The 16,969-nt window shown below is 73.2% G+C and carries 15 protein-coding genes and 1 pseudogene; 8 read left to right on the forward strand and 8 right to left on the reverse strand.

The genetic code is table 11. The annotated features are described in order from the left end of the window. Positions 1-73 precede the first annotated feature (73 nt). Positions 74-1,189, reverse strand: a complete 1,116-nt coding sequence (gene ald / locus HS045_RS18705) for an alanine dehydrogenase (RefSeq protein WP_196452590.1) — start codon at positions 1,187-1,189, stop codon at positions 74-76. A 425-nt stretch (positions 1,190-1,614) separates the two neighbouring features. Here ald and HS045_RS18710 point away from each other — a divergent pair, with 425 nt between their 5' ends. Further along, a complete protein-coding gene (locus tag HS045_RS18710; protein ID WP_196452591.1) occupies positions 1,615-2,481 on the forward strand; it encodes a hypothetical protein in 867 nt (288 codons plus the stop codon). Positions 2,482-2,487: 6 nt separating this feature from the next. Here the strand turns inward: HS045_RS18710 and HS045_RS18715 are convergent, their stop codons facing one another. The 3 genes and pseudogenes from HS045_RS18715 to HS045_RS18725 all read right to left on the reverse strand — a co-directional run bounded on the left by HS045_RS18715 (position 2,488) and on the right by HS045_RS18725 (position 5,217). Continuing rightward, a complete protein-coding gene (locus HS045_RS18715) occupies positions 2,488-3,864 on the reverse strand; it encodes an NCS2 family permease (protein WP_196452592.1) in 1,377 nt (458 codons plus the stop codon). Positions 3,865-3,936: 72 nt separating this feature from the next. Then, positions 3,937-4,473 (reverse strand): annotated as a pseudogene (locus HS045_RS18720) (molybdopterin cofactor-binding domain-containing protein); the annotation flags it as partial. Positions 4,474-4,887: 414 nt separating this feature from the next. Continuing rightward, complete coding sequence (locus HS045_RS18725; RefSeq protein WP_307827605.1) at positions 4,888-5,217, reverse strand: helix-turn-helix domain-containing protein; 330 nt, start codon at positions 5,215-5,217, stop codon at positions 4,888-4,890. Between the two features lie 835 nt (positions 5,218-6,052). Here HS045_RS18725 and HS045_RS18730 point away from each other — a divergent pair. The 4 genes from HS045_RS18730 (at position 6,053) to HS045_RS18745 (ending at position 10,764) form a co-directional block, all read left to right on the forward strand. Further along, on the forward strand, positions 6,053-7,345 hold the full coding sequence (locus tag HS045_RS18730) for a helix-turn-helix transcriptional regulator (protein WP_196452594.1): 1,293 nt from the start codon (positions 6,053-6,055) through the stop codon (positions 7,343-7,345). 52 nt (positions 7,346-7,397) lie between these two features. Next, a complete protein-coding gene (locus tag HS045_RS18735; protein WP_196452595.1) occupies positions 7,398-8,015 on the forward strand; it encodes a copper resistance CopC family protein in 618 nt (205 codons plus the stop codon). A 73-nt stretch (positions 8,016-8,088) separates the two neighbouring features. Beyond that, positions 8,089-10,173: a cytochrome c oxidase assembly protein gene (locus tag HS045_RS18740; RefSeq protein ID WP_196452596.1), complete on the forward strand. Its 2,085-nt coding sequence runs from the start codon at positions 8,089-8,091 to the stop codon at positions 10,171-10,173. 198 nt (positions 10,174-10,371) lie between these two features. After that, positions 10,372-10,764 carry an ATP-binding protein gene (locus tag HS045_RS18745; protein ID WP_196452597.1) on the forward strand — a complete coding sequence of 131 codons (393 nt, stop codon included), beginning with the start codon at positions 10,372-10,374 and terminating at the stop codon, positions 10,762-10,764. 15 nt (positions 10,765-10,779) lie between these two features. Here the strand turns inward: HS045_RS18745 and map are convergent, their stop codons facing one another. Further along, entirely contained in the window at positions 10,780-11,628 is an 849-nt protein-coding gene (gene map / locus HS045_RS18750; protein ID WP_196452598.1) for a type I methionyl aminopeptidase, read from the reverse strand. Between the two features lie 45 nt (positions 11,629-11,673). Between map and HS045_RS18755 the strand changes: the two genes are divergently transcribed. Continuing rightward, the gene (locus tag HS045_RS18755) at positions 11,674-11,853 is read left to right on the forward strand and encodes a hypothetical protein (RefSeq protein WP_196452599.1); all 180 of its coding nucleotides are present in this window, start codon (positions 11,674-11,676) and stop codon (positions 11,851-11,853) included. Positions 11,854-11,872: 19 nt separating this feature from the next. Here the strand turns inward: HS045_RS18755 and HS045_RS18760 are convergent, their stop codons facing one another. Continuing rightward, positions 11,873-12,538, reverse strand: a complete 666-nt coding sequence (locus HS045_RS18760) for a cyclase family protein (protein ID WP_196452600.1) — start codon at positions 12,536-12,538, stop codon at positions 11,873-11,875. Positions 12,539-12,751: 213 nt separating this feature from the next. Then, positions 12,752-13,342 (reverse strand): hypothetical protein, encoded by a 591-nt coding sequence (locus tag HS045_RS18765; RefSeq protein ID WP_196452601.1) that lies wholly within the window; start codon positions 13,340-13,342, stop codon positions 12,752-12,754. Positions 13,343-13,517: 175 nt separating this feature from the next. Between HS045_RS18765 and npdG the strand changes: the two genes are divergently transcribed. Further along, positions 13,518-14,183: an NADPH-dependent F420 reductase gene (gene npdG / locus HS045_RS18770; RefSeq protein ID WP_196452602.1), complete on the forward strand. Its 666-nt coding sequence runs from the start codon at positions 13,518-13,520 to the stop codon at positions 14,181-14,183. Positions 14,184-14,239: 56 nt separating this feature from the next. On the opposite strand, the gene HS045_RS18775 is transcribed toward npdG, so the two are convergent. Continuing rightward, a complete protein-coding gene (locus tag HS045_RS18775; RefSeq protein WP_196452603.1) occupies positions 14,240-15,673 on the reverse strand; it encodes a PLP-dependent aminotransferase family protein in 1,434 nt (477 codons plus the stop codon). Positions 15,674-15,736: 63 nt separating this feature from the next. Between HS045_RS18775 and HS045_RS18780 the strand changes: the two genes are divergently transcribed. After that, positions 15,737-16,915, forward strand: a complete 1,179-nt coding sequence (locus HS045_RS18780; protein ID WP_196452604.1) for a PLP-dependent aspartate aminotransferase family protein — start codon at positions 15,737-15,739, stop codon at positions 16,913-16,915. The last annotated feature ends 54 nt before the right edge of the window (positions 16,916-16,969 follow it).

The raw sequence follows: 16,969 nt of genomic DNA on the forward strand, positions 1-16,969 counted from the left end.
GCGGACCCGCCGGAGCCGCCGGAGCCGCCGGAGCCGCCGGACCCGCCGGAGCCGCCGGACCCGCAGGAGCCCGTCAGGAGAGGACCCGCTCCAGGGGGGCCGCCTCCAGCCCGTGCGCCTCGGCCACGGGCCGGTTGGTCAGATGGCCTTCGTGCGTGTTCAGGCCCAGGGCCAGCGACGGGTCGCGGCGCAGCGCCTCCCGCCAGCCCAGCTCCGCGATGGACAGGGCGTAGGGCAGGGTCACGTTGGTCAGCGCGTAGGTCGAGGTGTGCGGGACCGCGCCCGGCATGTTGGCCACGCAGTAGAACACCGAGTCGTGCACGCGGTAGGTGGGGTCGGCGTGGGTGGTCGGCCGGGAGTCCTCGAAGCAGCCGCCCTGGTCGATGGAGATGTCCACCAGGACCGAGCCGGGCCGCATCCGGCTGACGAGGTCGTTGCCGACCAGGGTGGGGGCCTTCGCGCCGGGCACCAGCACGGCGCCGATGACCAGGTCGGCCTCCAGGACGGCGCGCTCGATCTCGTACATGTTCGAGGCGACCGTACGGCAGTGCCCCCGGTAGACGGCGTCGGCCTGGCGGAGCCGGTCGATGCTCCGGTCCAGCAGCACCACCTCGGCGTGCATGCCCAGCGCGATGACGGCGGCGTTCATGCCGGACACGCCCGCGCCGATCACCACCACCCTGGCCGCGTGCACGCCCGCGACCCCGCCCATGAGCACGCCGCGCCCGCCGCCCTGCCGCATCAGGTGGTACGCCCCGACCTGGGGGGCGAGCCGTCCGGCCACCTCCGACATCGGGGCCAGCAGGGGCAGGCGGCCGTCGGGGGTCTGCACGGTCTCGTAGGCGATGCCCGTGACCCCGGCGTCCAGCATGGCGCGGGTGCAGCCCTCGGAGGCGGCCAGGTGCAGGTAGGTGAACAGGACCTGGCCCTTGCGCATCCGGTGGTACTCCTCGGGGACGGGCTCCTTCACCTTCAGGACGAGCTCGCCCTCGGCCCACACCTCGTCGGCCGAGTCCAGGATGGTCGCGCCGGCGCTCTCGAAGGAGGAGTCGGGGATGGACGACCCGTCTCCGGCGTTCCTCTCCACGAAGACCCGGTGCCCCTGCCGGACGAGCTCGTGGACTCCGGCCGGGGTGAGCGCCACCCGGTACTCGTGGTTCTTGACCTCTCGGGGAACTGCGATCCTCACGACTCCTCCAGGGGGTTCGCCGCCTGCCGTCCTCCTTCACTCTGCGTTCCCGAGGAAGGGGCCACCATGCCCAGGGTGGAAGGAATCGGCCGCCGTTGACGACGATCTGTCAACGGCCGCGGTCCGCCGCGCTCCCCGACATGGCCTTTACCGGCGGATTACGCACTCTCTGCGGAGATCGGTAGGCTCACGCCAGCACACGGGGAGAACGCGGAGACATGACGATGGGGAAGCACTCGGGACCCGGCGGACCGCCGGAGCCGCAGGGACCTCCACCGGCTCCGCCCGGCCCGCCGGGTCCTGGAACCGTGCCGGTCACCGGTCCGCCGGGTCCCGAGGGGCTTCCCGGCGGAGTCCGGACCCCCGGCCCGGACTCGGATGCCGCCCCGCCGCGGCCGGGCACGGCTCCCGGGCGGGCGGCCGGAGTGACGGCCCACGGCGGTGCCGGGTCCGGAGCGGTTCCCGGCCGGGTCCCCGGAGCGCCGGGCGAGCCGAGGGCCAGCCGGGCCACCACCGTCGTCCTCGTCGTCGCGCTGGTCCTCGTGGTGCTGACCACCGGCGTGCTCGCCACCATCGCGGTGCTCATGACCCGCAACCCCGGCGTGCCGCTGGGCGCCCCGCCGCCCCAGCGGCTGCCGGCGCCCATCCACTTCGCCCCGGTCACCGCCGACCAGCCGGGGGCGTGCACGACCCCCGAAGGCGTCCCCGACGAGGCCGGGCAGGTCTGCTACGAGGTCGCCGCGGGGGTCGACGTCACCGCGGTCCGGGGGATCGACGCGGTCCGGGGAAGCGACGGCTCCTACGCGGTCCGGATCACCTTCGCGCCCGCGTTCCAGGACCGGATCAACAGCCTGACCGAGGAGGCGGTCGAGCAGCAGATCGCCATCGTCGTCGGCGGGCGGGTCCTGGCGGCCCCCCGGGTCCGCGAGGTGATCACCGAGGACAGCATGCAGATCGCCGGCTCCTTCACCCGGGAGCAGGCGGAGGCGATGGTGGCCCGGCTGCGCGGCGCCCCGGCGGGCACGTCCCCGCCGCCCACCACCCCGCCGACGGCCGCCCCGACCGGCGCGCCGGCCACCACCCCGCCCCCGATCGCACCGACCGGCACCAATCCGACCGGCACCAATCCGACCGGCACCAATCCGACCGGCACCAATCCGACCGGCACCAATCCGACCGGCACCAATCCGACCGGCACCAATCCGACCGGGACGAACCCGACCGGCACCAATCCGACCGGGACGAACCCGACCGGGACGAACCCGACCGGATTCGGACCGACCGGCCCCTGACCGCCGTCAGCCGACGAACTGCTCGACGGCGCCGATGCCGAAGTACACCGTGAAGACCAGCGCGACCACCCAGAGCAGCCACGGGATGTCCCTGCCCCGGCCGAGCGCCGCCTGGATCACCGTGTAGGTGACCACGCCCGCGCCGACGCCGTTGGTGATGCCGTAGGTGAACGGCATGATCGCAATCGTCAGGAAGGCCGGGATCGCCAGGGACAGGTCGTCCCACGGCACGTTCTTGGCCTGGGTCATCATCAGCGCCCCCACCAGCACGAGCGCGGGCGCCGCCGCGGCGGCCGGGACGACCGTCGCGAGCGGGGTGAACAGCAGCGCCAGCGTGAACAGGCCACCGGTGGCCAGGGCGGCCAGACCGGTCCTGGCGCCCTCGCCGACCCCGGCCGCCGACTCGACGAAGACCGTGCCCGCCGAGGCCCCGGCCAGCCCGCCGATCGCGCCGGACACGCCGTCCACCGTCAGGATGGCCCCCAGCCGGGGGACGCGCCCCCGCTCGTCCACCAGCCCGGCCTCGTCGCTGACGCCGATGATGGTCCCCATCGCGTCGAAGAAACCGGACAGCACGAGCGTGAACAGCACGACCGTGGCGGTCACCGCCCCGGCCCGGGCGAATCCGCCGAACAGGTCCACCCGGCCGAGGAGCCCGAAGTCCGGGGCCGCCACCACCGCCTCCGGCAACCGGGGCACCACGACGCCCCAGCTCGCCGGGTCGACCTCCGCCGCGGCGTTCACCGCGACCGCGGCCAGCGCGGTGACCACGATGGCGATCAGGATGGCCGCCGGGACCCGGCGCACGTAGAGCACGATCATCAGCAGCAGCCCCAGGCAGAAGAGCGCCACCGGCCAGCCCGACAGGTGCCCGGCCGTGCCCAGCTGCACGGGCGCGCCCGTGCCCCGGGCCACGAACCCGGCGTCGACCAGGCCGATCAGCGCGATGAACATGCCGATGCCCACGCTGATGGCGTGCTTGAGCGCGAGCGGGATGGCGTTCATGATGAGCTGCCGGAGCCCCGAGACGGCCAGCAGCACGATCACCAGGCCCTCCAGCACGACCAGCCCCATGGCCTGCGCCCAGGTCATGTGCGGCGCGGCCTGGTAGGCGACCACCGCGTTCAGCCCCAGGCCCGTCGCCAGGCCGAACGGCGCGTTGCCCACCACGGCCATCAGCAGGGTGCTCACCGCCGCGGTCAGGATGGTGGCCGTGGTGAGCTGCGGGAGCGACAGCCGCGCCCCGGTCACGTCGGCGGCGCCGCCCAGGATGATCGGGTTGAGCAGGACGATGTAGGCCATCGCCATGAACGTGGTGACGCCGCCCCGGACCTCCCTGCCGACGGTCGTCCCGCGCGCCGACAGCTCGAAGAAGCGATCCACGCCGTCCCCCTCTCACCTGCGGGGGACGCCCGCTTCCTACCCGCTCAGCGCGATGTCATGGGGGCGGATCGGCACCCGGCCCACGTCCTGCACGGCCGCCAGCTCGACCACCTTGACCAGGCCGAGCTCGGTGTCGACGTCGACGACCGCCCGGTGCACGCACAGTGCGAGCTGCGTGTGGGAGTCGCCCTGCCCGGTGACCGGGTCCATCGGGAACGTCGGCCGGTGGCGGTACTCGCGCGTCTCCTCCACCGGGCCGTGCTGCTCCAGCGCCTCGGCGAGCGGGACCCCGCCGGCGCACAGCCCCTCCAGCCGCTCCCGTACGGCCCGGCAGGCCGCCCTGACCGCGCCCCCGGTCACGTAGGACTGCCGGGAGGCCGACGACGACCTCGCGGAGCCGACCGAGGTGTCGGCCCCGGCGACCGTCACCCGGCCGACGCCCAGACCGCCCAGCTCGGTGCGGGCGACCTGCTCCTGGACCATGACCAGCCCCTGGCCGACCTCCGCCGCCGCGGTGTGCACCAGCGCGTGCGGCTCGCCGCCGAGCAGCTCCACCCGGACCCGGGCGGTGGAGTGGTCGTCGAAGCCCTCGGAGAAGCAGATGTTCTTGTGGACCTTCGGGCAGTCCGGGTCGAAGGCGGCCCGGCGCGGGTCGGCGAGGATAGCGGACCGTTCCTTCGCCGCCAGTTCCTCCAGCACATGGTCCTCCGCCGTCCGGGAGACATCGAGGGAGCGGGTCGCGTACAGCTCCGCCTGGTCGAGCTCTCCGAGGTGACGGCAGGAACGGGCGAGGCCGAGCAGGTGGTACGGCTCGATAATGGTCATCTTCGCGGTGCGTGAGAGGGCGAGGCCGGCCTCGTAGTTGTCCTTCGCCGTCAAGGGATCGCCGAGATCGAGATGGAGGTCCCCCAGCTTCCGAGTATGCCCGCCTCATAGCGGAGGTGACCGATGATCCGGCTCTGCTCCAGGGCTCTGCCGAGGGCCGACAGCGCCTGATCGCTCCGGTCGGCCCGATGGAGTGCCTCACCGAACAAGGTCCTGGAAGACGAGGAGGTCGAGGTCGTCCGGCTCGAGGGCGATGAGGTATCCCGTTCCGTGCGTCTTGATCGGTGCCGAGCGGGGGTCGTCGGGGGAGAGCAGTTTGCGCAGCGTGTGGACGTAGGTCTTGAGGTTCTGCTCGGCCGACGGGGGTGGGGCCGCCTCCCACGGGGACTCCATCAGGTGGTCGGTGGAGACGGACGCGTTGCTCTTGAGCAGGAGCGTCACCAAGAGCTGCCGATGCTTGCGGCGCTGGAGGGGGGGGCGAGCCCTCCAGCGGTGCGGCGCACCGACAGGACGCCGAGCATGGAAAATCTCACCTGACGAGTCCCCATCCCAATGGTGTGCGGGTCGTCCCGTACGTTCCTATGAGCTTTAAGCGATCGATGATATTTGATTGTCCGCTTAAGTCGCCAGATTATCTAATTGTGTCGGTTTGTAATGTGCCGGTGGTGTATCGGAAACCCGTTGAGTGGTCGTCCGGCTTGCGGCCGGCCGTAAGGCGCGGCCTTGTCGCAGCACGTGTGGAAACAGTGAGCGTCCGTGTCGGCCACGCAATTCACCTGGCGTTCCGGATCCCGTGTCGCAGACAGGCGGGGAGGAGGCCCGGCGAAAGCGGTGCCGGAGATTCCCATAAGGATGCGCGCGGTTCGCGGAGGATACCTCGGCGATGGATTGTCCACGCGATGCGGCCGGAAGACGCCGGTCGCCGGAGGAACCGCCGACGGAATGGCGTCTCGCTCTTGTGCTGAACGGCGAAGTGTGATTTTCTCGCGCCAAGCCGCTGTTGTCGCGGGGTAGTGACGGTCGGTGCGGCGATGGGGATGGATCTTCGGTGTGGGTGGACGCTCGGCGCATCCCGGACCAGGGGAGCGTGCAAGATATATGCCGAGCGTCCTGGAGACACGTTGACGGGTTGCGTCGTGTGTCGTGGCGGCGGCTCTACTCGGCGTTGTTGAGAGGGCCGAGCTGGATCCGGATCTCTCCCTGACGGGAGGGGGACGAATCGGCGCCTGCGGCCGTAGCATTAACCGAAACGGCGAATACGGCCGTGACGAAGGCGGCGAGGGCAGAGATGGCGAGACGTCGACGCACGGGGGGACTCCTGTCGTAGGTTCTGCTGCTCGACCAACATCTTTCAAGGAGCAACGTGACTGGTCAAGACTTGGTCGGACAGCGTATCAAGACCATGCGCCGTCAACGCGGCCTCTCCCAGGCGCAGCTCGCGCACCCGGAGTTGTCCGACAGCTATGTCTCCCTCATCGAGAGCGGCAAGCGCACGCCGACTCCGGCCGTGCTGGAGTTGCTGGCGCAGAAACTCGACTGCTCGCTGACCTACCTGATCAACGGCGTGACGACCGAGCAGATGCGGGAGATCGAGCTCGGGCTGGGCTATGCCAAGATCGCCATGGAGAACGGCGAGGTCGTCGAGGCGCGTACCCGCTACGCCGAGCTGCTCGCCGACGAAGGGCTCGCCGGGCTGCCGCAGCTGCGCCAAGAGGCCGAGTACGGCCTGGCACTCGCCTCTCGGGCCTGCGGCGACCTCGATGCGGCGATCGCCCTGCTGATCGGATTGCGTGAGCGCGAGGCATCAGAGATCTCCCCCGACCGGCACATCGACATCGTGACCCAGTTGTCCATCTGCTACCGCGAGCAGGGCAGGCTCGCCCAGGCGGTGCAGGTCGTGGAGGAGATCCTGGGCGGAGCGGTGCGTCCCGTCTGGACCGACGGATTGATCAGGCTGGGGGTGCAGGCGCTCGCCGCCTACATCGAACGAGGCGACCTGCTGCGCGCTCGCCACTTCTCCGCCGAGCTCGTCGCCGCGGCCGAGCGGCTCGACACCCCTCTGGCACGTACTCTCACGCACTGGCAAGCGGCGATCCTTGCATCCGAAATCGGGAGTGAGGACGAGGCCACCGCGCATTTCGAAAAGGCCGTGGCCATTCAGTCCGAGTACGGCGACCCACGTCGCTACGCGCGGCTTCGGGGTGACTATGCGGTGATCATGTCGAAACTCCGTCCGCAGGAGGCGGAGAGCTGGCGTGATCTGCTGGTGAAAGTGGCGAAGGAACTCGAGGAAAGTTCCGCCAGTTCGATGGACAAGATGCGCTGCGCGATGGGCCTGGCCCGCGCCGAGCTCCTGCTGGGTTCTCCGCAGAAGGCCGAACTGCACATCCGGTCGGTCCTGTCCATGCTCGACGGCATGCCGGAGGACCTGCAGGCGGACGCCCACCTGGTGGCCGGTCAGATCTTCGCTGAGCTCGGCAGGACGGAGGAGACCACCCGAGAGCTCGCGGCGGCGGCCGGACTGCTGGAGCCGCTGCCCGTCACGCGCTACACCTCCCACTCCTGGCTCACCGCCGCGCGGATCCTGGAGCGGATCGACGAGACCGACCGGAGCGTGGACGCCTACCAGCGGGCGCTGGCCTGCGCGGGCCTGTAACCGGGCACGGAGGTGGGGACCGCGCGTCGGCGTCGGTAGCCTTGGGGATGCCATGAAGACTTCCCCTTTCGCGGCCGCCCTCGCACTCCTCGCGGTCCTCGTCCTCGGTACGGCCCTCGCCTCGCCGGCCCTCGCCCACGACGCGCTCAAGAGCAGCGACCCTGCCGAGAACGCGAAGGTGGAGAGCCTGGAGGAGGTGAAGCTGACGTTCACCGCCCGGGTGCGCTTCCCCACCGTCGTCGTGCGCGACGGGGACGACACGCCCCGCCAGGACGGCAAGGCCGTCGTGGACGGCACGGTGGTGACGCAGAAGGTCGAGGCCGGGCTCCCCCCGGGCAGGTACGTCATCGCCTACCGGGTGGTCTCCTCCGACGGCCACCCGATCGAGGGGGAGATCCCGTTCACCCTGACCGGGTCCCCGGACGCCTCCCCGGCGGAGAGCGACTCCCCGGCCGCGAGCGCGCCCCCCGCCGCGACCGGCTCCGCGCAGAGCGCGGCCCCGGCTCCGGCCGGGAGCGCCGCCCCGACCGCGCCCGCGGCGGCCGCCACCCCGGCCGCCGGCGCGGCGGACTCCGGGGGAGTGCCCGGCTGGGCCTGGCTCGTCTTCGGCGGGATGACCGGCATCGGCATCGGCCTGTTCCTCAGCATGCGCAACAGGAAGCGGCCGTGAGCGGGCGGGCCCTGGCCCCGGCTGCCCCGGCGGCCCCGACGGTGCCGCTCCCGCGGCCGGCGGAGGAGACCGCATGAGCACCGCGGAGCGGGCCGGGACCGGTCGGAACGGCGATCCCGTACGGCGGGCCGGGAACGACGGCGCCGGTGCGCCCGCACCGGCCGGGAACGCCCGGACGGCGAGGCTCGCGCTGGCCGGGGCGGGCGCGGCCGTCGCCGCCCTGGTGACCGCCATGGTCGCGGGCGGCGCCGCGGCCCCCCGGATCATCCCGGGCCTGCCCGACCAGGGCATGCTCACCCGCTGGGGGCTGCCGCTGGCCAAGCTGGCGATGGACGTGACGGGCGTGCTCACCGTGGGCGCGCTGCTGGCCGCCGCGATCCTCCTGCCCAGCGACAAGGGCCTGCTCGGCAGGCCCGCCCTCGGCTACGTCAGGGCCGCCTCGTGGCTCGGCCTCGTCTGGGCCGCCGCCGCGGCGGCGACGATGGTCTTCAGCCTGTCCGACGCGCTCGGCATGCCCGTCGCCGACGTGCTCGGCGGCGACGAGCTGACCAGCTACGCCAGCCAGGTCTCCCAGGGCATCGCGCTCACCCTGGTCGTGCTCTTCGCGGTGGCCATCGCCCTGTTCGCCCGCGGGGCGATCACCGTCGGCTCGGCCGGCGGCCTGCTCGCGCTCGCCCTGGCCACCCTGCTCCCGCCCGCGCTGACCGGTCACTCCGCCTCCTCGCCCAACCACGACCTGGCCACCACCGGCGTCGCCGTGCACCTGGTGGTCCTCGCACTCTGGGTGGGCGGGCTCGGCGTGCTCTGCGCCCACGCGGTGCGCCGGCAGCCGCACCTGGAGGTCGCCGCCGCCCGCTTCTCCGCGCTGGCGCTGTGGTGCTTCCTCGGCACCGGGCTGTCGGGCCTGTTCAGCGTGCTGGCCCGGCTCACCTCGGTCTCGGAGCTGTTCACCTCCGCCTACGGAGCGCTGCTGCTGGCCAAGACGGCGGCGTTCGCGCTGCTGGGCGCGGCCGGCTGGTGGCACCGCAGGCGCACCCTGCCGGGTCTGGCCTCGGGCGGGAGCCGTACGTTCGTCCGGTTCGCCACCGGGGAGATCGTGGTGATGTTCGCGGCGGTCGGGCTGGCCGTGGCGCTGTCCCGCACCGCGCCGCCCCCGGCGATCCTCCCGGTCGACCGGGCCTTCGAGCTCCTCGGCTACACCATGCCGCCGGAGATCTCCCCGGCGAACCTGGCCTCGCTGTGGTGGTTCGACCTGTTCTCCGGCACGCTGGCCGCCCTGCTCGGCGGACTCTACCTCGCCGGGGTCGTACGGCTCGCCCGGCGCGGCGACGCCTGGCCGTGGGGCCGCACCGCCGCGTGGTTCACCGGGGTGCTGATCCTGGTGCTCGCCACCCAGAGCGGAGTGGCCCGCTACGCCAAGGTGCTGTTCAGCGTGCACATGGCCGAGCACATGACGCTCTCCATGCTGATCCCGATCTTCCTGGTCCTCGGCGCCCCGGTCACCCTGGCGCTGCGGGCGCTCAAGCCCGCCGTGCGCCGCGGCGACCGGGGGCCCCGCGAGTGGCTGACCACGATCCTGCACAGCAGGTTCGTCCGCTTCGTCGGCCATCCCGCGATCGCGACCGCGATCTTCATCGTCTCCACCTACGCGCTGTACTTCACCCCGCTGTTCGCCGAGGCGATGGAGGAGCACCTCGGCCACATCGCGATGACGGTGCACTTCCTGGTCAGCGGCTGCCTGTTCTTCTGGGTGATCATCGGCGTGGATCCGGCGCCGCACAAGCTGCCGCACGTCGCCCGGCTGATCGTGCTGTTCGTCACGATGCCCTTCCACGCGTTCTTCGGCATCGCGCTGATGAGCATGGGCACCGTCCTGGCGCAGGGCTGGTACGACCAGCTCGGCCGGACCTGGGGCGTCTCCGCGCTCGCCGACCAGCGGACCGGCGGCGCCATCGCCTGGGGCTTCGGCGAGATCCCGACGCTGATCGTGCTGCTCGCGCTGGCCGTCCAGTGGTGGCGTGACGACGACCGCAGGGCCCGCCGCGCCGACCGCCGGGCGGACGCCGCCGCGGCCCGCACGGGCGGCAGCGGAGACGCCGAGCTCGACGCCTACAACGATTTTCTGGCAAAACTCGACAGGCGTGATCGCGGCGAGTGACCCCGCGGTTACGGCCCCCTATCCCCTCACCGCTGCCTTACGCACCGCCGGGTAGCCTTTCGAGCAGGGAGAATGGGTATTGATCCCGGCGGGTGCAGCGTCCGACTGTCGCGCACCACGCTCATTCACGTTCCCGGTCGGGGGGCCGGCGGGTGCCGCGCGCGCAGGAGGGGGTGGCGTATGTCCGAGGAACTTCGCATGCGCGAGGGACGGAGCCTCGCGCAGGCGTTGGAGGAGCGCCTCGCCGACTGGTCGGCGCGCACGGGGATCACCGTGGAGATCTGGGCGCTCCCGTCCCGCGGGGCCTCCCCCCTGGTCGTCCGGGCCGTCCTGGCCGCGCTGGCCGAGGCCCTGTCGAACGTCGAGCGGCACAGTCTGGCCAGGACCGTCTCGGTCGCGGTGACCCTGGGTGACAGCGGGCTGCGGATGACGGTGAGCGACCACGGGATCGGGTTCGGCGGCGCGGCCCTCGGGCGGGGCATCACCGCCATGCGGGCCCACCTGACGGAGGTCGGCGGCGCGCTCACCGTCAACGGGGTGCCCGGCGGCGGCACCACGGTCACCGCGACGGTGCCGCGCGGGCGGGTCTGAGCGGCTCCGGGACGGCTACGGCAGTGTCAGGATCTCGCGGCCGGTGTCGGTGACGAGGACGGTGTGCTCGAACTGGGCGGTCCGCTTGCGGTCCCGGGTCACGGCGGTCCAGCCGTCGGGCCAGATGTCGTAGTCGATGGTGCCGAGCGTCAGCATGGGCTCGATGGTGAACGTCATGCCGGGCTCCAGGGTGACCGCCAGCGACGGGTCGTCGTAGTGCGGGACGATCAGGCCGGAGTGGAAGGTCGTGCCGATGCCGTGGCCGGTGAAGTCGCGCACGACGCCGTAGCCGAACCGCTTGGCGTAGGCCTCGATGACCCGGCCGACCACGTTGAGCTGGCGGCCCGGCGCGACGGCCTTGATGGCCCGCTCGGTGGCCTCCAGCGTGCGCTCGACCAGCAGGCGCGACTCCTCGTCCACGTCGCCGACCAGGAAGGTGGCGTCGGTGTCGCCGTGCACGCCGCCGATGAAGGCCGTGATGTCGACGTTGACGATGTCGCCGTCGCGCAGCACCGTGTCGTCCGGGATGCCGTGGCAGATGACCTCGTTGATCGAGGTGCACAGCGACTTGGGGTAGCCCCGGTAGCCGAGGGTGCTGGGGTAGGCGCCGTGGTCGAGCAGGAACTCGTGGCCGATCCGGTCGAGCTCGTCGGTGGTCACCCCCGGCGCCACGTGCCGCCCGACCTCCTGGAGCGCCTGGGCGGCGATCCGGCCGGCGACCCGCATCCGCTCGATGACCTCCGGCGTCTTGACGTCGGATTCGCCGGTCTTCGGGGTTTTCTTCCCGACGTACTCCGGCCGCTGGATGTGGGCGGGAACCTTGCGCAGGGGCGAGACCCGCCCGGGCTGGAGCACTGTCGTCATGGTTGCACAGTCTAATTGCCGTTCGCACCGGGCAGGATGGCCGCTATGAGCGATCAGTGGTGGTTCTGCCTGAAGCACATGGCGGTCGAGCCCGAGCAGGGCTGCCCGAACAAGGACCGCATGGGCCCGTACGAGACCCGCCAGGCCGCGGCCGGCGCCCTGGCGACCGCGGCCGACCGCAACGAGAGGTGGAAGGACGAGGACGAGGCCTGGGAGGACGACTGACCGGCCGGGCGGCGGGCGGTCAGGGCCGGTCCCCGACCACCGCGTACGCCCGTACGGGGAAGGTGCCCATGCCCGCGACCATCGGCGGGGCGGCGTGGAAGCGGAACCCCGTGTCGGGCAGCGCGGCCAGGCCGGTCAGGTGCTCCACGACGGGGATCCCCGCGCCCAGCAGCAGCGTGTGCGCGGGGCGTTCCCCGCGCGGCGGGGTGTCGTCGATGTTCAGGGAGTCGATGCCGACGAGCGCCGGGCCCCGGTCCGCGAGCCACTTCGCCGCCTCCGGTTCGAGGTAGGGGTGGTCGCGGAGGTAGGCCTCGGTGCCGAAGTGGCGGTCCCAGCCGGTCTGCAGGAGAACGGCCCTGCCCCGTACGTCGAGGTCCTTCAGCAGGCCGACGCCGACCGAGCGCAGCCCCTCGGCCCGCACGACCAGGCCGGGCAGGTCGGCGAGCGCCTCCAGCGGCACCCCCGACAGGTCCGGGCCGTCGGGGTAGCGGTGGTGCGGGGTGTCGAGGTAGGTGCCGGTGTTGGCGACCAGCTCGATGCTGCCGATGTGGAACTCGGTGCCCGGCGCGTAGACCTCGCGGGAGGCCTCCCGGCTCAGGTGCACGCCGAGCCGGGGCCCGGGGACGCCCGGGTAGGTGACCATGCCCTCGGTGATCCGGTGGCTCAGCTCGACGAGTCGCCTCACGGGGCGCTCACCGCCTTCCTGGGAAACGGGACACCCCGGGTGTACCGGGCACGTCGGTGCATGCGAACACGGACGACACATGATTCACAGGTGGGGCGTCGAACGGCAAATCCGCAGGCCGGACCGGGCGCGGGGACCGGCGGCCGGGCCGCGGGGCCGGGCGGGGCCGGTCCGGGACGTGCGGGCCGCTGAGCCGGGCGGGGCCGGGCGGTGTCAGTCCGGGACGTGCGGGCCGCTGAGCCGCTCCAGCAGCCGGGCGAGGCGGGAGCGGAGTCCGGCCCGCGGCCCGGCGGGGCGGGGCTCCTCGCCCGCGGCCATGCTCACCAGGTGCTGGGCCCCGTCGAAGGAGAGCGGGGCGCGGGCGGGGACCGCCAGCGCGTCGTGGGCCAGGCCTTCGAGCTCGGGGTCGCCGCCGTCCAGCGCGAGGATGGTCGCCCCGGTGCGGCGGGCGTCGCTGACCCGTTCCAGCAGCGGGTCGGGCGCCCGCTCCTCCGCGACCACGAACAGCGTCTCGCCCCGCCGGGCCTTCTCGATCCGCTCCAGGCCGATCCGCAGGTGGGCGGGGGCGTCCGGGGGAGGGGACCAGCGGACCAGCGTCGGGGCGAGCTGGGGCAGGCCGGAGAGCCGGGCCTCGTCGCCGAGGTGCGCGGTCAGGTGCCAGGGCTCGTCGGCCGGGGTGCCGACCACCAGCAGGCCGCCGGGGGAGCGCGTCGTGCGCAGGGCGCGACCCAGCTCGCGGGTGCGCTCCACCCACCCGGTCGACTCCAGGACCTCGCGCAGCAGTGCCACCGATCCACCGTCCATGGACCCCATCGTGCCCCAGGCGCCCCGGAGCCGTCCGCGGAACACGGGCCTGGCATGATCTGGCGTGAAGGCGGACCGGACCCCGCGGCGGGCCGGTCACCCCAGGAGAGGCCCGGCCGCGCGCACCGCGCCGGTGAGCCGGTCCGCGGCGGCCGAGAACGACGAGGAGCGACGAATGAGCACTGACCTTCCGGACGTGAGCGGGCTGTCCATCGGGATCCTGGGCGGCACCGGTGACCAGGGCAAGGGACTGGCCAGGCGGTTCGCCCTCGCCGGGCACACCGTGCTGATCGGGTCGCGCAGCGAGGAGCGGGCCCGGGAGGCGGCCGAGGCCGTCGGCGCGCGGGCGCGCGGGGCGGACAACGCGACCGTGGCGGCCGAGGCCGACATCGTGATCGTGGCGGTGCCGTGGGACGGCCACAAGGCCACCCTGGAGTCGCTCCGCGCCGAGCTGGACGGGAAGATCGTCGTCGACTGCGTGAACCCGCTGGGCTTCGACAAGCAGGGCGCCCACGCCCTGGCCGTGGAGGAGGGCAGCGCCGCCCAGCAGGCCGCCGCGGTCCTGCCCGGCAGCCGGGTGGTCGCCGCCTTCCACCACGTCTCGGCCGTCCTGCTGCTGGACCCCGAGGTCGACGAGATCGAGCTGGACGTGCTCGTCCTGGGCGACGACCGCGAGGCCACCGACACCGTCCAGGCGCTGGCCGGGCGGATCGCCGGCGTCCGCGGGGTGTACGGCGGGCGCCTGCGCAACGCCCACCAGGTCGAGGCGCTGACCGCCAACCTGATCTCGATCAACCGCCGCTACAAGGCCCACGCCGGCCTCCGCCTCACCGACGTCTGACCGGACCCGCCGGACCCGGTCGCGGGCGTCGTCCGCCGGGCGGCGCGCGGCCGGGCTCACAGGACCAGGGGCCGCAGCGCCGCGGAGCGGCCGGTCCCGTCGTAGTCGTGCCAGGCGGCGGCGAGCCGGTCGACGGCGTCGGTCAGCTCCCGCTCGGGGAGGACGAACGGCAGCCGCAGGCAGTCGCCGTGGCCCCCGGAGGGGTCGAAGGACCGTCCCGAGGGGACCGCCACCCGGTGGCGGAGGGCGACCTGGGCGAAGGCGTCGGCGTCGCCGTGCGGGAGCCGTACCCAGACGGTCTGGCCGCCGAGCGCCGGCGCGACGGTCCAGGAGGGCAGGGCGCGGGCCAGCTCGGCGAGGAGGTGGTCGTGGCGGCGGCGCAGTACGGCGGCGCGGTCGCGGCGCAGCTCGTCGAGGCGGGTGAGCAGGTGGGCGGCGGCGAGCTGGGAGAGCACGTCGCCGCCGAGGTCGCCGATGGCCCGCAGCCGCGCGAGGCGGACGACCAGCGGTGCGGCGGCGCGGATCCAGCCGACCCGCAGCCCGCCCCAGACGATCTTGCTGAGTGAGCCGATCGTGATGAGCCGCTCGCCGGGGTGGAAGGCGCAGAGCGGGGGCGGCGTCTCCCCCGAGAAGCAGAGCTCGGCCGGGACCTCGTCGTCGACGACCGGCACGTCGTGCTCGGCGGCGAGCGCGGCCAGGCGGCGCCGGACGAGCGGGGGCATGACCGAACCGGTCGGATTGTGCCCGGTCGGGATGAGGTAGCCCAGTGCGGGCCGGTCGGCCAGCGCCGCGCCGAACTCCGCCGCGTCGGCCGCCGTGCGGAACCGGGCCGAGGCCTCGCGGAAGGCCTCCAGCGCGCCGGGGTAGGTGGGGGCCTCGGTCAGCACGGTGTCGCCGGGGGACAGGAACAGGCCCGCCAGCAGGGTCAGCGCCTGCTGGGCGCCGTTGGTGACGATGATCTCCTCCGGGGAGGTGGGCACCCCGCGCGCCCGGTAGCGGGCGGCGAGCGCCTCGCGCAGCACCGGGTGCCCGGCCGGGTGGTAGCCGATGTCGTGCCTGACCGCCGCCAGCTCGGCCAGGGCGCGGCCGTACGCCTCGGTGAGGGCGGGCGGCGGCGCGTCCGGGGCGACGCAGGACAGCGGGGCGACGTCGTCCGGAGCGTCCAGCAGGTGCGCGAGCAGGGGGTTGGCGACCGCGCCGGCGGGGGCGCGCACGGCGGACGGCGCGGCGGGGGCCACCCGGGTGCCGCTGCCCTGCCGGCGGGTGACCCGGCCCTCCTCCTGGAGCCGTTCGTAGGCGGCCACGACGGTGCCCCGCCCGACCGCGAGCCTGCGGGCCAGGGCCCGCTCGGGCGGGAGCGGGCCGCCGGCCGGCAGCTCGCCGTCGTCGATCAGCGTCCGGATCTTCGCGGCCAGCAGCAGGTAGAGCGGCCCCCGGCCGGACGACCACCGTCCGAGCCGGATGGCGAAATCGTCTAAATTGGATCGCATAATGAGCCAATTACGCCCCGATTGGCTCTGAAGGACAACCCCGTGAACGGACATCGTTGACCTATGAGTGAGCTTCGCCCGGAGACCCGCACCGTCCACCTCCCCCAACCGCCGCTGGAGGGCAGCCGCCCGATCGCGGTGCCGCTCTACCAGACCTCCGGCTTCGTCTTCGACGACCCGGCGGTCTTCGCCGACGGGATGAACCGCCCCGACGGGCCGTTCGTCTACGGCCGCCTGTCGAACCCGACGGTCCGCTCCCTGGAGGAGGCCGTCACCGGTCTGGAGGGCGGCGTCGGCGCCGTGGCCACCGGCTCGGGCATGGGCGCGATCAACTCCGTGCTGTTCGGCCTGCTGAAGCCCGGCGACCACGTCATCGCGCAGAAGGCCCTCTACGGCGGCACCGCCGCGGCGCTCAACGACCTGACCGCGCGGTTCGGCGTCGAGGTCTCCTACGTCTCCGAGGACGACCCCGCCGCGCTGCGCGCCGCTGTGCGGCCGTCCACGAAGCTGGTCTACCTGGAGACGATCGCCAACCCGGTGACCCAGGTGGCCGATCTGCCGGGGATGTGCGCCGCGGCGCGCGAGGCCGGGCTGGTCTCGGTGGTGGACAACACCTTCGCCTCGCCGATCCTGTGCCGCCCGATCGAGCACGGCGCCGACATCGTGGTGCACTCCACGACCAAGTACCTGAGCGGCCACACCGACGTGCTCGGCGGCATCGCGGTCTTCGCCGGCGAGGAGCTCTACCGCACGGTGTGGAAGTTCGCCACCGGCCTGGGCGCGACCGCCGACCCGTTCGCCGCCTGGCTGACCCTGCGCGGCATCCAGACCCTGCCGCTGCGCATGGAGCGCCACTGCGCCAACACCCGGGAGCTGGCGCTGCGCCTGGACGCCCACCCGGCGGTCGCGGCCGTGCACTGGCCCGGCCTGGCCTCGCACCCCTCGCACGCGCTGGCCGCCAAGCTGCTGCCGGACTTCGGCGGGGTCTTCTCCTTCGACCTCGTCGGCGGGCGCGCCGCCGGGGAGCGGTTCATGAGCTCGGTACGGCTGGCGCTGCTGGCCCCCTCGCTCGGCGGCGTGGAGACGCTGATCCTGCACCCGGCGACCACCTCCCACAAGTCGCTGACGGCCGAGGAGCTGGCCCGGCACGGGATCGGCGAGGGGACCGTCCGGGTGGCGGTCGGCATCGAGCACGTCGAGGACCTGTGGGCCGACTTCGAGCAGGCGCTCTCCCGGTCCTGAACCGCGCCCGCCGCCGACCGGTGGGCTCACGTGGCGCGCCGTATCCGACGCACC

The organism is Planomonospora sp. ID82291 (genome assembly GCF_015711645.1).
In the GTDB taxonomy this organism is placed as follows: domain Bacteria; phylum Actinomycetota; class Actinomycetes; order Streptosporangiales; family Streptosporangiaceae; genus Planomonospora.

Excerpts from the sequence above, each read along its gene's own strand:
- HS045_RS18735 (WP_196452595.1), top strand. The coding sequence starts at position 7,398 with ATGAAGACTTCCCCTTTCGCGGCCGCCCTCGCACTCCTCGCGGTCCTC.
- HS045_RS18740 (WP_196452596.1), top strand. The coding sequence starts at position 8,089 with ATGAGCACCGCGGAGCGGGCCGGGACCGGTCGGAACGGCGATCCCGTA.
- HS045_RS18745 (WP_196452597.1), top strand. The coding sequence starts at position 10,372 with ATGCGCGAGGGACGGAGCCTCGCGCAGGCGTTGGAGGAGCGCCTCGCC.
- map (WP_196452598.1), bottom strand. The coding sequence starts at position 11,628 with ATGACGACAGTGCTCCAGCCCGGGCGGGTCTCGCCCCTGCGCAAGGTT.
- HS045_RS18755 (WP_196452599.1), top strand. The coding sequence starts at position 11,674 with ATGAGCGATCAGTGGTGGTTCTGCCTGAAGCACATGGCGGTCGAGCCC.
- HS045_RS18765 (WP_196452601.1), bottom strand. The coding sequence starts at position 13,342 with ATGGACGGTGGATCGGTGGCACTGCTGCGCGAGGTCCTGGAGTCGACC.
- npdG (WP_196452602.1), top strand. The coding sequence starts at position 13,518 with ATGAGCACTGACCTTCCGGACGTGAGCGGGCTGTCCATCGGGATCCTG.
- HS045_RS18775 (WP_196452603.1), bottom strand. The coding sequence starts at position 15,673 with ATGCGATCCAATTTAGACGATTTCGCCATCCGGCTCGGACGGTGGTCG.
- HS045_RS18780 (WP_196452604.1), top strand. The coding sequence starts at position 15,737 with ATGAGTGAGCTTCGCCCGGAGACCCGCACCGTCCACCTCCCCCAACCG.